We start from the raw sequence: 13,641 nt of genomic DNA on the forward strand, positions 1-13,641 counted from the left end.
CCTTGATGCCATGGCCCCCCGACACCTCGCCGCCCTCGCCGCCCTCTTCGCCGACGAGACCCGCGCCGCCTTCCTGCTCGCGCTGCTCGACGGACGGGCCTGGACCGCCGGCGAGCTGGCCCGGCACGCGGGCGTCGCCGCCTCCACCGCGAGCGAGCACCTGGGCAAGCTGGTCGCGGGCGGGGTCCTCGCGGAGGAGCGGCAGGGCCGACACCGGTACGTACGTCTCGCCGACCCCGGGATCGCGCACCTCGTCGAGGATCTGGCCGCCCGCTCCGAACCGGCCGTTCCCGAACCGCCGCGTGGTCTGCGGGCGGTGCGCGCCGGCGAGGCGATGGCGCGCGGGCGCACCTGTTACGACCATCTCGCCGGGCGGCTCGGCATCACGCTCACCGATGCCCTGACCGCGCGCGGACTGCTCCGCCAGGACACCGGGTTCGCCCTCACCGACGGGGGCCTCGCCTGGTTCGCGGCCCTCGGTGTGCCGCTCACGTCCCCCGCCGGCAAGGACGGTAGGGCAGTGAAGAAGGAGCAGGAGGGAAAGGAGGGGCAGGGCGGGAAGGGACGGCGGCCGGTCGCCCGCGGCTGTCTGGACTGGACCGAGCGCCGGCCGCACCTGGCCGGCCTCGCGGGCGCGGCGCTGTGCCGGCACGCGCTGGACGCCGGGTGGTGCGTACGGATCGGGTCCGGGCGGGCGGTGAAGGTGACCGCCGACGGGGAGCGGGCCCTGGAGTCGCTGCTCGGCATCGAACCGGCGGCGCTGCGCTGAACCGGGTGGTGGTCCGGGAGGCCCGCGATGCCCCGCTGCCCCGCTGTCCCGCTGTCCCGCTCGCCCAGGGAAGCCCAGGGGAGCCCGCCGGAACGACTCCTTCCGCCCGCCGGTCGGAGCCGTGCCCGGGACCGTACGGTGAACACCGAACGATTCCGGCCGTACCGTCGTGCCATGCCGACCATGCCGACCATGCCGAACCGAACCTCCCGACGCGCGCTCGCCGCTGCCGGGGTCACCGTCGTCCTGTGGGCCTCCGCCTTCGTCTCCATCCGCAGCGCGGGAGCCGCCTACTCCCCCGGCGCCCTCGCGCTCGGCCGGCTGCTCGCCGGATCGCTCGTCCTCGGGACCGTCCTGCTGATCCGGCGCGAGGGGCTGCCGCCCCGGGCCGCCTGGCGCGGCATCGGCATATCCGGGCTCCTGTGGTTCGGGGCGTACATGGTGGTGCTCAACTGGGGTGAGCAGGAGGTCGACGCGGGCACGGCCGCGATGGTCGTGAACATCGGCCCGATCCTGATCGCCCTGCTCGGCGCCAAGGTGCTCGGCGAGACGCTGCCGCCCCGGCTGCTCGCGGGCATGGCGGTGTCCTTCGCGGGCGCGATCGCCGTCGGGCTCTCCATGTCGGGCGGATCGGGCGGCGGGCACGCCTCCGTCCTGGGTGTGGTGCTGTGCCTGCTGGCGGCGATGGCGTACGCGGGCGGGGTGGTCTCCCAGAAGCCGGCGCTCGCGCACGGCAGCGCGCTCCAGGTGACGACGTTCGGCTGTCTGGTCGGCACGGTGGCGTGTCTGCCGTTCGCCGGACGGCTCGTCGAGGAGGCGGGCCGGGCACCGCTGTCCGCGACGCTGAACATGCTCTACCTCGGCGTCTTCCCGACCGCGCTGGCCTTCACCACCTGGGCCTACGCCCTGGCCCGGACGACGGCGGGCCGGATGGGCGCGACGACGTACGCCGTACCCGCCCTGGTGGTGCTGATGGCCTGGCTGTTCCTCGGCGAGCTGCCGGGGCTGCTCACGCTGGCCGGCGGCGCGCTGTGCCTGGCGGGCGTGGCGGTGTCCCGCTCCCGGCCGAGGGCCGCCGTGACGGCCGCCGCCCCGGCCGGGTCCGCGCGGCGCGAGCCCGACCAGCGGCGCGAGACCGTCTGACCGTCCGACCGTCTAGAAGACGACGAGCGCGCGGCCGCCCTTGCCCGCCCGCAGGGCGTCGAAGGCGGCCGGGATGTCGTCCAGGGTGATCCGGTCGGTGACCAGGGAGCCCGGGTCGAGGCGGCCCGCGCGGATGTTCTCGGCGAGAACCGGCAGGTCGCGGGCCGGGTCGGAGTTTCCGTAGACGCAGCCGGACAGGGTCCGGCCCCAGTGGAAGATCTCCAGGGCGTTGAAGGAGACCTGCTGGTCCTTGCCGCCGATGCCGACGACCGTGGTCCGGCCGCCGCGCCGGGTGGACTCCCAGGCGGCCCGGATGGTGACCGCGCGGCCGACGCATTCGAGGGCCACGTCGACGCCGTGGCCGCCGGTCAGTTTCCGGATGTCCTTGGCGGTGGTGTCGGAGGCGACGACGTACGCGGTGGCTCCGGCGGCCCGGGCCAGGGCCTCCTTCTCCGGCGACACGTCGACGGCGACGATGGCCGAGGCCCCGGCGGCGCGGGCGGCCTGGAGGGTCGCGAGGCCGACCCCGCCGACGCCGAACACCGCGACGGTCTCGCCCGCCCGGACCCGGGCGGAGTGGTGGACGGCGCCCCAGCCGGTGAGGACGGCGCAGCCGAGCAGGGCGGCCTCGGTGAGCGGTACGCCCTCGGGCGCGGGCAGGACACAGCCGGCCGCGACGACGGTCTCCTCGGCGAAGGCGGCAACGTTGAGGCCCGGGTGGAGCTCGGTGCCGTCCTCGGTGCGGGCGTGGACGGCGGCGGCGCCGGACAGCGCGTCGAGGCAGAGCCACACCTCGCCGAGCGAGCAGGGGTGGCAACGGCCACAGGACGGCGCCCAGTTGAGGACGACGCCGTCGCCAGGGGCCACATGGGTGACGCCCTCGCCGACGGCGACGACCGTGCCGGCGCCCTCGTGGCCGAGCACGGCGGGGACGGGGACCCGCAGGGTGCCGTCGGACAGCGACAGATCGGAGTGGCACACCCCGGCGGCGGCGAGTCGGACCCGTACCTGACCGGGTCCGGGGGCGGGCAGTTCGATGCCGGTGATCTCCAGCGGAGAACCGACGGCGGGCAGAACGGCGGCACGGATCACGCGGGTGTCTCCTCGGTGTCGAAACGCGCGTACGGAGAGCGCCGGGCCGGCCGGGGACGGGCCCCGCCGGCCCCGGGACCGGCGCCCGGAACGAGGATCCCGCAGCGGGGTTCGCGGCGGGGTCCCGGTCGTGCGGCCCGGATCCGGGGGCCGGGGCCCCACCGTCACCGGGCGGGCCCGGGGCTTGGGGATCCGGGGGCTCGGGAATCCGGGGCCTTGGAGACCCCGGGGCTGGGGAATCGGGGACTCGGGGACCCCTGGTTCGCAGGCCCCGGGTTCGGCCGGGCCCGGTTCGGGGGTGCGAGGGTTCGGGCGGGCCCAGGGATCCGGGGTATCCGAGGGCCCGGGCGGGCCCTCGGGGTCAGAACTGGAGGGACTTGGTCTGGAGGTACTCGGCCAGACCGTGGACGCCGAACTCGCGGCCGACGCCGGACTGCTTCCAGCCGCCGAACGGGGCCAGCGGGTTGAACCGGCCGCCGTTGATGTCGACCTGGCCGGTCTCCATCCGGCGGGCGAAGGCGACGGCCGCCTCCGGCTCGCCCCACACGGCGCCGGCGAGCCCGTACACGGTGCCGTTGGCGAGCGCGAGGGCGTGGTCCTCGTCCTCGTACCGGAGGATCGACACGACCGGGCCGAAGATCTCCTCCTGGGCGATGGTCATGTCGGGGGTGACGTCGGCGAAGACGGTCGGGGCGACGAAGTAGCCGGTCCCGCACGGGGCTTCGGGCCCGCCGGCGACGAGCCGGGCGCCCTCGGCGACACCCTGCTCGATGTAGCCGCGGACCCGGTCGCGCTGCCGGGCGCTGACGAGGGGGCCGATGCGTTCGCCCGGGACGTACTTGGCGGCGGCCGTGACGGCGAGCTCCACCGCTTCGTCGTACTGGTCGGTGTGCACAAGCATCCGGGTCCAGGCGCTGCACGTCTGGCCGGAGTTGGTCATGACGTTGGCGACGCCGACGGCGACGGCCCTGCCGAGGTCGGCGCCGGGCAGGATGACGTTGGCGGACTTGCCACCGAGTTCGAGGGCCACGCGCTTGACCGCGCCCCCGGCGAGCGCGCCGATGGCGCGGCCGACGGCGGTGGAGCCGGTGAAGGAGACCAGGTCCACATCGGGGTGCTCGGCGAGGGCCTGCCCCGCGACCGGGCCGAGTCCGGTGACGAGGTTGAACACCCCGGCCGGCACGCCCGCGTCGTGCACGGCCTCGGCGAAGAGCTGCGCGGTCAGCGGCGTGTCCTCGGCGGGCTTGAGGACGAGGGTGCAGCCGGCGGCGAGGGCCGGGGCGACCTTGGCGACGATCTGGTGGAGCGGGTAGTTCCAGGGGGTGATGGCGGCGACGACGCCGACCGGCTCGGAGTAGACCGTGGAGTTGCCGACCTTCTCCTCGAAGGGGTGAGTGGCGGCGAGTTCGGCGTACGAGCCGGCGACCGTGACCGGCAGGGCGGCGTGCACTCCGGCGGCGAGCCGGGGCGGGGCGCCCAGTTCGGTGGTGACCGTGGCGGCGATCTCCTCGGCGCGCGCGGCGAGCGCGTCGCGGAGCGCGGTGAGCCGGGCGGCCCGCTCTACGGGCGGGGTGGCCGCCCAGCCGGGCAGCGCGGCGCGGGCGGCCCGTACGGCGGCGTTCACGTCCTCGGCGGTCCCGGCCGGGACATGGGCGACGACCTCTTCGGTCCACGGGTCGATCACGGCGATCGTCTCCGGGGAGGCGGGAGCGCGCCACTCTCCGCCGATGTACATCGCGTCGTGGACCTTCATCCGCTCGCTCCTTGCCTTCACCGCTTGTCTCGGGTCCGCGGGTCCGCGAACCCGCCGGCCCAAACTAGCGCCGTTAGTTTTCATGCGCCAGGGCCCTTCGCGCATGGCGCCGGGATGTGCGGGCCCGGGGCGCGGGAGGGGGCGCCGGGGTGCGCGGTCCGGAAACGGCGGGTCCGGCGGCTGGGGTCTTACGGGTCGGGGACTTGAGCCGGTGCCACCGGATTGCGACGGCCGGGACCGGGGGGCCGAGCCCTGGCAGGCCAGGACCGGGGTCCGGAAACTCGGGCGTCGGGGCGTGGCGGCAGGGTGCGCCGCGCCCCGGCGCGCGGCCGCGCGAGGCGGATCGGCCCGGCCCCCGGACGGCAGGCCGGCGGACCGGCCGGCCACGGAGGGGTCCGGCGCGGGAGCGGATGCCCGCGCCGAACCCCTCCGCCGCCGTCCTGGGGCGGGCACACCCGGAAGCGGGGAGCGGTCCCGAGGAGGAGGCGGGAACACCCGTACCGGGCGAGGACGGACCGCACGTCACATGGCAGGGCGGAGCGGCCCGTACAGCGGGCCGGACGGGCGCCCGCAGGGGGTGCGGGCTCCTTCCGGCTCCCTGGCCATCCTGCGTGCCGGGCCGTGGAAGCGGAAGCACCTGGCAAGTTCTCGCCACACCGGACACGCCGGACACGCCGGACACGCCGGGCACGCCGTACGGGCGGACCGGCAGGACCAGGAGGACGGAGAGGGAAGAGGAGGGACAGGAAGGAAGGGGCAAGGGTGGGCCGGGTCGGGTCGGGGCGGGGCGTGAGACGGGGTCAGATCTGGCGGTCCACGCCGGTGAGATGGGCGAAGACCACGATGTTGGAGGCGTAGCCGTGCTTGCGGTCGAACGGTCCGCCACAGGTGAGCAGGCGCAGTTCGGCCCGGTCGGCGGGGCCGTACACCTCGCTGTCGGGGAAGGTCGCCTTGTCGTACGTACGGACCTTGTCGACCGTGAAGACGGCGACGCGGCCGTCGTCGCGGGCGATCCGGACCGTGTTGCCGGGGTTGAGCACGTTGAGGTTGAGGAAGATCGCCGGACCGGTCCGGGTGTCGCGGTGGCCGACCATGACGGCGGTGCCGCGTTCGCCTGGCGTGACGCCCTTCGCGTACCAGCCGACGACCCGGGGGTTGTCGACGGGCGGGACCGCGAGCTGCCCGGAGGCGTCGAGGTCCAGTCCGACGACCGGCGCCTGGATGGTGATCGCGGGGACGGCGAGGGCGGTGGGCCGGGAGGGCTTCAACGGTGCGAGTGGCGGCTGGGGCTTGGCCTGCGGCGCCACGACGGGACGGGCCGCGACCGGCGCCGCCACGCCGTGGCCGACCGGCGCCGCGGCGAGCACGGGGGCGGACGGCGGTTGGTCGTCCGCCGCCCACCACACCCCGCCGACGACCAGGGACACCGTCACGAGGAGGGTGCGGGCGAGCCGCCGGGTGCGACGGAGCCGTCGCTTCCGGCGGACCGTGGCACCACCGCGCGGGGCAGCCCCGCGCGGGTGGACCCGTCGCGGGCCCGTCCCACGCGGATACCCCTCGTGACGCGGATGCCGCTCGTGACGCGGGTGCCCCTGGTACGGGGACCGCGCGGACGGGCGCCGCTCGTACGAGGACCGCTCATACGGGGACGCGACCGCGACCCGGCCGGTGGACGCCGTCCCGGAGACCACGGCCCGGCCGGCGGACGCCGTCCCGCGCGGGGGAACGGACCTACGCGACGCCATCGTCGCGGCGGCGCGAGCGGCGGACGAGAATCAGACCCGCGGTACCCGCGAGCGCCGCGACGACGGCCGACCCGACACCGAAGGCGGTGCCGTCCCCGGAGGCCGCGACCATCTCGGCCGATCCACCGCCGCCCGCGCCGACCGGACCGTGCGGGCCGTGCGGCGGCCTGCCGCTGCCCGGGTGGTTGCCGGTGCAGTCGACCGTGAAGACCTTGTGCTTGGCGACGCCGGTCTCGCCCAGGAACCTCCAGGTGAGCTGGTAGGTGCCGTTCGGGAGCATGAGGTCGTTGGTGTGCCCGATGCCGACCGAGAGGTTGATCGAGCCGCTGAGGCTCGGCGTGGCCGACTTCGCCGGCTGCGGCAAGATCTCCCAGTCCACCAGCGCGAGGGTGTCGAAGTTGAAGGCGTCGAGGTAGAACCGGCAGACCTTGGTCTCGTCACTCAGGGAACCGACGGCGGTACCCGACAGATGGATCTTGACGTCACCGTTGTCGCCGGGGGCGGCGAAGGCCGCGGGCGCACTCGTCAGGGCCAGCGAACCGACGGCGAGCGCGGTCACGGCGGTGGACAGCAGGGGGCGGAGAGCCGGGGCGGTCATGCGGGATTCCTCCAGTCGTACCGATACCGAACCTATTGGCCGATAATCTGACTATTGGTCATCCCTTGACTACGCAGGGTGGCAACAAGCCGTGTCGCCCTCCGACTTCCACCCATCCGGCCCTGAGGCCACCCCCTCCGGGCCTTCCCCGAGACCCCCTCGGGGGTGAGTGCTCTGGGTACGCGTTCGGGGCTACGGCGCTTGGGGGGTGCACGCTTGGGGTGCGTGCGAGGTCAGTGGGCGCCGCCGGGGCCGACCAGCGCGGGAGCCAGATAGGCGTGCAGGAGGGCGCGGGTCTCGGCGACAAGCGCCGGGTCGCCGGAGGGGTCGGCACGGAAGGCGAGCCGGAGCAGGGCGTCGGTGGCCTCGACACAGACCAGCACCTTGCGGCGCAAGGTGTCGTCGGCGGGCCGGCCGAGGGGGCCGGCGATCAGTCCGCAGATACGGGCGGCGACCAGAGGGTTGGGGCTCTCGCCGGGGAAGTCCGACTCCACCTGCTCGCAGGGGGCGTCCGCGACATCCGGAACGCCCTCGGCGTCCTCGGTGCCCCCGGCATCCCCGGCATCCCCGGCGTCCGTGGCGTCCGTGGCGTCCACGATGGCGCAGGGGCCCGGGACGCCGAAGTCGACGAGGCCGAAGCCGGGCACGGTGCGCTTCATCGCGAGGTACGCGTCGAGGACGGCGTCGATGACCCGGCCGGCGTCGGCGGGCCGCACCTGCGGGGCGGCGCGGCCGCCGGAGGCGCCGTCACTTGAGCCCCCCTCATTCGAACCGCTCCCACTCCCACCTGAAGTGCCTTCACCCGAGACCCCGTCAATCTGGGCGCCGACCGGGGTGGCGGCCGGCGCGGCCGGGATCGCGGCGAGGCCGGCGGCGACGCGGGCCGCGTAGTGGTCGAGGTTGCGGTGGGCGAGGGCGGCGGCCATGGCCCGTTTGTTGCCGAAGAAGCGGTAGACCGACCCGATCGGGACACCCGCGCGGGCCGCGACGGCGCGGGTGCTCAACTGCTCGTACCCGGTCTCGTCGAGGAGTTCGGCGCACGCGTCGAGGATGCGGGTGAGGCGTTCGGCGCTGCGCCGCTGGACCGGGGCGCGCCGGAGCGCGGGCCCCGGCGCCGGGCGCGGGGCGGGTGACTGCGAGGCGGGCAGCTGCGGGGCGAGCGGGCGCGGGCTGGACTGGGGCACGGGGTCATCATGCCGGTCCGGCCGGGCTCAGGCGATGAGCAGACCGATGCCGCCGAGGGTGTACGCGATCATCAGCGCGAACAGCGGAAGGCCGCCCGCCACGGACCATTCGGGCGGGAACAGCCGGACGGAGCGGTCGTGCGCGGCCACCACACCGAGGACATGCCCGGTGACGATCGCGACGACCTGGAGGGTGGCGAGGCCGCCGGGACCCAGGGGTGGAGCGGGCGCGGGGGCGTTGTCAGTGCCGAGTGCCATCATGACGGTGCGTGGCGATTCGGTGACGAAGAGCGAGAAGTAGTGGGCGACGAGGTAGCCGAGGGCGATGGGCAGCAGGGAATGGGCGAAGGAGGTGAGCGGGGTGTCGAGTGTGCGGTCGAAGAGCCGGAGGACGCCGGTGCACAGGGCGTAGAGCGCGGCGACGAGGAGGACGGCGGCGAGCAGGCCGAGCGTGGCGGTGGCGGTGCGGCCGAGGGGTGAGGTCTGGAGGGTGGTGATCCAGCGGGGGCTGTCGGAGAAACCGTCGTAGGCGGTGGAACCGAGGAGGACGCTGACGGTGGCGACGAGGCCGGGCGTGGGCGGGGTGGCGTCGAGGCCGTCGAAGGGGGAGCGCACGACGAGCCGGCCGTCGGCGCGGCGGCCGAACGGGGAGAGCCGGGCGAGCAGGGAGGAGTAGACCTCGAAGGGGTCGGCGTGGTCGAACCAGGCGGGCCCGTGCCGGGCGGCGCCAAGGAGTCCGACGGCCGTGTGGACGGCGAGGGCGGCGAGGAGGACGGGGGTGGTGGCGTTGTCGGGGGCGACGAGTTCGAGCCAGGTGAAGAGAAGGAGTCCGGCTGCCGCGGGCCGGATGCCGAGCCAGGACGGCAGCGGGCGGGGCACGCGCCGGGCGGGCAGCAGGGCGGACAGGGCGCGCAGGGGGTTGAGGAGGCGCCAGACGGGGCCGAGGAGAACGGAGGCGGGGACGAGGCCGACCCAGAGCAGGACGTAGACGGCGCCGGGTGCGGGGTTGCGGTCCGGATCGTCGGGGCCGAGGAGGAGGTACAGGACGAGGGCGAGGCCGGCGGCGGCGCCGAGCAGCCGAAGGGCGGTGCGGGTGGCGGGGGCGTCGGCGAGGCGCTGCACGGCGGCGGGAAGCGGACGGCCCGCCAGGTCGCCGCGGAAGCGGGAAGCGGACCAGAGCAGACCGAGCGAGAGGAAGGAGACGAAGAGCGCGGCGAAGGCTCCGGCGTACGCGTAGAAGGGCGGGAGCGGCAGATCGTGCCGGGCGCCCACGCCATGGGCGAGCGGCACGGACAGCGGCGCCGGGGGCAGGGGCACGGCCAGGAGGCCGGCGGGCGGTGTCATCTGACGACCAGTTGCGTGAGGACGAGCGCGGAGGTGTGGGTCTCGACCTCGAACAGGCCGGTGCGGTCGACGGTCAGGGTGAGGGTGGCGGTCCGGCCGGGCGAAAGGGGCAGTTCGCGGTCGTAGCCGTGCACGTGCAGGGTGTCGGCGCGGTCGCTGGTCACCCGGAGGGTGAGGAGTTCGCCCTTCTTCAATTCGATGCGGGAAGGGGGTGGTTGGACGGAGCCGTCGGTGACGGTGATGTCGACGGTGCGGCCGCTCGGCGTGGCGGACGTGGGTACGGGTGTGGGCGTGGGCGTGGCTGTGCCGGGGCTCGCGTCCGGCGCTCCGGCGCCCAGGCGGACGGTGGTCTCGACGGGGCGGCCGGCGACGGCCCAGACGGTGTGGTCGTCGGCGAAGAGCCGCGCGGTGAGGGCGCGGGCACCGGCCGGGACATGGGCCCAGGGTCCGTAGGCGCGGGCGGTCTCCCGGCCGTCGAGGAGGAGGCGGACGTAGCCGCGGCCGGGCAGGGCGGCGTCACCGGTGGTCTCGGGGGTGAACCGGAACCTCTCCACCAGAAGGTGGACGTTCCAGCCGCCGTCGCTGTCGGGCCGGGTCTCGACCCGGACGGCGGGCGCGCCGGACGCGGGCACCTCGCGCAGGCGGTGCCCGGTGCCGTCCCGGGCGTCGAGCAGGGTGCCCGCGCCGCCGGTCGCCTCCTGGTGGCTGGTGCCGGGCTTGTGGTGGGTGGTGGGGCGCCCGCCGCAGCCGGTGACGAGGACCGCGCCGAGCACGAGCGCGAACAGCGCGGCCCCGGCCCGGCGCCGTCGGCCGGCGACTCTGGAAGGAGCCGCTCCGGTCACGATCCGGGCTGCCCGGGTCCGGGCTGGATCGGGCTGGGCCGCCCTGGACCAGGCCGGATCGAAGGCTCCGGCCGCCCCGAGCCGGGCCGCGCCGGCCCCACCCCGGCCGAGGGCTCCGGTCGCGATCCCGGCTGCCCCGGACCGGGCCATCTCGGGCTGGGCAGGATCGGACCGGGCCAGGCCGAGGCCGTATCCGGAGAGCCCCGCCCGGAGCCGCACCACACCGACACCGGCCGGCTCGATCACCGCCGCATCCGGGCACCCGCCGACTCCCGCCGCCTCGGCTGGGGCCGCCACTGACCGGGCCGGATCGGAGCAAGCCGCCTCGGTCCAGGCTGCCCTGGACCAGGCCCGGCCAAGGCCGCATCCGAAAAGCCCCGACCCGAGCCGCACCACACCGACACCGACCGGCACGATCACCGCCGTATCCGGGCGCCCGGCGACTCCCGTCGCCCCGACCGGGGCCACCACTGACCGGGCCGCGCCGGCCCGGCGCCGACGGCCGAAGCCTCCGAGCCGGGGCGCTCCGGTCGCGATCCGGGCTGCCCCGGACCATGCCTCCTCCGGCTGGGCAGGATCGGACCGGGCCGGAGCGAAGGCTCCAGCCGACCGGAGCCAGGCCGTACCAGACCCGCCCAGGCCGAGGACTTCGGCCGCGATCGCGGCTGCCCCAAAGCAGGCCGCCCTGGACCAGGCCGGATCGAAGGCTCCGGCCGCCCCGAGCCGGGCCGCGCCGGCCCCATCCCGGCCGAGGGTTCCGGTCGCGATCCCGGCTGCCCTGGACCGGGCCTCCTCGGGCTGGGCAGGATCGGACCGGGCCAGGCCGAGGCCGCATCCGAAGAGCCCCACCCGGAGCCGCGCCACACCGACACCGGCCGGCTCGATCGCCGCCGCATCCGGCCGCCCGGCAACTCCCGCCGCCTCGGCCGGGGATCCCGGATCCACACGCCCGGCGCCCCAGCGCCCCATGCCCGAGCAACCCACGCCCCCGCGCCCCTCCCCCACACGCCCGTCGCCCACCCGCCCGGCGCTCACGCGGCGCTCCCCGTCGGCTCGGGGGACGGCTCGGGGGACGGGGCCGGGCGGCGGGTGCCGGTCACCGCGACGGCCCAGAGCACCCACACCACCCCGAGCAGTCCGCGTACCCACGCGGGGCCGACGGGTATCCAGGGGATCATCAGGACCGCCTTGTCGAATGCGTCGAGCAGGGTGAGGGCGCCGAGCGCGATCGTGGTCCAGGCGAAGGCGGGACGGTGCGGGAGTCGGACACGCAGGGCGAGGCCGAAACCGGTCCACGCGAGGCCCGTCAGGAGCAGGGCCAGGGCGGGCAGCGGGGTGGGGGTGAGCGAGCGGGTGGAGGCGGCCACGTCGAGGGCCAGTCCGGCCAGGCCCAGCAGGGCCGCCGTGCCCGCGAGCCGGCTGCCGCGCAGCCGGCGTCGCCACAGCACGGTGCCGACCAGGGCGAGGACCGCCGCGACGCCGAGGGCGAGCTGGGTCTCGACGCGCCGGATGCCGTGGGCGCCGTACCAGTCGCACCCGGCGGGCAGCCGGCGGGCCCGGACGTCGTAGTCGGCGCAGACGAGGAGCTGGGCGAGTTTGACGGGTTCGCCGACGAGGCGGCCGGTACCGCCGGTGACGTCGCCGCGCCGCGGGCCGCAGACGGGCAGCGTGTACGGGGTGGTGGCGCCGGTGTCGGACTGCCAGCAGTTGCCGCTGCCCTGGCCGTCCCACCACACGTCGGTGCGGTTCGGCCGCGCGTGGCCGGCCCGGTCGACGCCCAGGTGGTTGCCGGCGTACCGGTTGTGGTGGGAGGTGTCGGCCTGCTTGCCCCAGGCGGATTCGCCTCGGATGAAGGCGGGGACGGCGCTGAGGAAGACGCCGGCGCGCCGGTGGCCGTAGATCCAGTTGTTCTCGTAGAGGTTCCAGTTGCCGCCCGCGGTGATGATGCCGGTGCCGGGCGGCATGGAGATCTGGGGGCAGACGACCCCTTGTTCGTAGCCCCGGTCGACGGGGGGCCGGGCGCAGGTGCCGTCGGCGACGTACGGGTAGTAGTCCTCGTTGTTGTCGTGGATCAGGTTCCGTTCGAAGCGGGCGTGGTTCTGCGGGAGGCCGGGGTGGCCGGGGAAGGCGGAGTCCATGGAGGCGCCGCCCATGTTGTGGTCGAACTCGTTGTCGTGGACGTACACGGAGTCTCCGGCGGTGCCGCTGTAGCCGACCATGTTGTGGTGGCTGTGGCAGCCGGTGATCTCGATGGAGTGGCGGGGGACGTCGTAGCCCCGGCCGTCGTTGATGTCGGAGGCCGAGCCGGGGTAGATGCCGGAGTCGCCGTTGCCGTAGGACTCGCAGTTCTTGTAGAGGCCGTGGTCGGAGGCGAAGGTGAGGAAGCCGTACTCGTCGTTCCAGCGGGTGAGGACGTCGTCGATGACGAATCCGTCGCTCGCGAGGACGTAGAGCGAGTTGAAGGTGGTGCGCTGGGCGGTGAAGTTGCGGAAGTAGACGCCGTCGGAGGAGTCGGCGCGCAGGGCGTTGAGCTTGGCGTACCGGGCGTCGACGACGACGTCGAGCCGGGAGGCGCCGGTGCCCTCGATCTGGAGGTCCTTCTTGCCGAGGATGGCGACCAGGTTCTGGTTGTGCGGGCACTGCCGCTGCTGCGCGTAGCTGAGGATCTGGTAGCCGAGCGCCGAGCGGGGCGCCTTGAGCGCGGCGCACGCGCCGGTGGGCGCGGGCAGGGACGGCTCCTCCTCGTACAGTCCGGGCAGCATCGCGATGGTCATGCCGGGGCGGTCGACAGCGTCGACGGCCTGCTGGAGATGGCGGTAGCCCTGCCGGACGCAGCGGTCGAACAGCGCGAGGTTACGGGCCTTCAGGGCGGCCGGGAAGCCGGCCACCCGGCGTTCGAAGGCGGCCCGGCCGGTCTTGCACACGAGCAGATCGGGCTCACCGGTGTGCGGCGCGGGGACGCTGCCGGAGCCGTCGGGCAGGGTGACGGGCCGCTCCTCGTGCGCCTGGGCGGCGGGGGCGGTGGACAGGGCGGCGGCGAGCACCGCGAGCACGGCCGAGAGCGCGAGAACGAACCGTCGGGTCCATGACATGGCGCGAGAGTAGAGCACCGCTCATCTTTTGGAACCCCCCGTGCAGCCGCCGCGTCCGAACGAACCCGGTGGAGATGCG

At 75.1% G+C, this 13,641-nt stretch carries 10 protein-coding genes; 2 read left to right on the top strand and 8 right to left on the bottom strand.

Going from position 1 to position 13,641, the window contains the following annotated elements:
- The first annotated feature begins 10 nt into the window (after positions 1-10).
- Positions 11-769, top strand: a complete 759-nt coding sequence (locus tag ABZ990_RS09645) for a winged helix-turn-helix domain-containing protein (RefSeq protein WP_361227899.1) — start codon at positions 11-13, stop codon at positions 767-769.
- 183 nt (positions 770-952) lie between these two features.
- Positions 953-1,912, top strand: a complete 960-nt coding sequence (locus ABZ990_RS09650) for a DMT family transporter (protein WP_361228123.1) — start codon at positions 953-955, stop codon at positions 1,910-1,912.
- A gap of 12 nt (positions 1,913-1,924) precedes the next feature.
- On the opposite strand, the gene ABZ990_RS09655 is transcribed toward ABZ990_RS09650, so the two are convergent.
- From ABZ990_RS09655 to ABZ990_RS09690, 8 genes are all read right to left on the bottom strand, one after another.
- Entirely contained in the window at positions 1,925-3,004 is a 1,080-nt protein-coding gene (locus ABZ990_RS09655; RefSeq protein WP_361227902.1) for a zinc-binding dehydrogenase, read from the bottom strand.
- A gap of 361 nt (positions 3,005-3,365) precedes the next feature.
- Positions 3,366-4,757, bottom strand: a complete 1,392-nt coding sequence (locus ABZ990_RS09660) for an aldehyde dehydrogenase family protein (RefSeq protein ID WP_361227905.1) — start codon at positions 4,755-4,757, stop codon at positions 3,366-3,368.
- Between the two features lie 800 nt (positions 4,758-5,557).
- Entirely contained in the window at positions 5,558-6,190 is a 633-nt protein-coding gene (locus ABZ990_RS09665; protein ID WP_361227908.1) for a class F sortase, read from the bottom strand.
- A gap of 298 nt (positions 6,191-6,488) precedes the next feature.
- On the bottom strand, positions 6,489-7,100 hold the full coding sequence (locus ABZ990_RS09670) for a hypothetical protein (protein ID WP_361227911.1): 612 nt from the start codon (positions 7,098-7,100) through the stop codon (positions 6,489-6,491).
- Positions 7,101-7,333: 233 nt separating this feature from the next.
- A complete protein-coding gene (locus ABZ990_RS09675) occupies positions 7,334-8,248 on the bottom strand; it encodes a TetR/AcrR family transcriptional regulator (RefSeq protein ID WP_361228126.1) in 915 nt (304 codons plus the stop codon).
- 63 nt (positions 8,249-8,311) lie between these two features.
- On the bottom strand, positions 8,312-9,628 hold the full coding sequence (locus ABZ990_RS09680) for a hypothetical protein (protein ID WP_361227913.1): 1,317 nt from the start codon (positions 9,626-9,628) through the stop codon (positions 8,312-8,314).
- Positions 9,625-10,413 carry a hypothetical protein gene (locus ABZ990_RS09685; protein WP_361228129.1) on the bottom strand — a complete coding sequence of 263 codons (789 nt, stop codon included), beginning with the start codon at positions 10,411-10,413 and terminating at the stop codon, positions 9,625-9,627. The genes ABZ990_RS09680 and ABZ990_RS09685 overlap by 4 nt, the downstream gene beginning before the upstream one ends.
- Before the next feature lie 1,088 nt (positions 10,414-11,501).
- Entirely contained in the window at positions 11,502-13,562 is a 2,061-nt protein-coding gene (locus tag ABZ990_RS09690) for a right-handed parallel beta-helix repeat-containing protein (protein ID WP_361227915.1), read from the bottom strand.
- Positions 13,563-13,641 lie beyond the last annotated feature (79 nt).

Origin of the sequence: Streptomyces sp. NPDC046203, assembly GCF_040646255.1 — a bacterium.
GTDB lineage: Bacteria > Actinomycetota > Actinomycetes > Streptomycetales > Streptomycetaceae > Streptomyces.

Excerpts from the sequence above, each read along its gene's own strand:
- ABZ990_RS09645 (WP_361227899.1), top strand. The coding sequence starts at position 11 with ATGGCCCCCCGACACCTCGCCGCCCTCGCCGCCCTCTTCGCCGACGAG.
- ABZ990_RS09650 (WP_361228123.1), top strand. The coding sequence starts at position 953 with ATGCCGACCATGCCGAACCGAACCTCCCGACGCGCGCTCGCCGCTGCC.
- ABZ990_RS09660 (WP_361227905.1), bottom strand. The coding sequence starts at position 4,757 with ATGAAGGTCCACGACGCGATGTACATCGGCGGAGAGTGGCGCGCTCCC.
- ABZ990_RS09670 (WP_361227911.1), bottom strand. The coding sequence starts at position 7,100 with ATGACCGCCCCGGCTCTCCGCCCCCTGCTGTCCACCGCCGTGACCGCG.
- ABZ990_RS09680 (WP_361227913.1), bottom strand. The coding sequence starts at position 9,628 with ATGACACCGCCCGCCGGCCTCCTGGCCGTGCCCCTGCCCCCGGCGCCG.
- ABZ990_RS09690 (WP_361227915.1), bottom strand. The coding sequence starts at position 13,562 with ATGTCATGGACCCGACGGTTCGTTCTCGCGCTCTCGGCCGTGCTCGCG.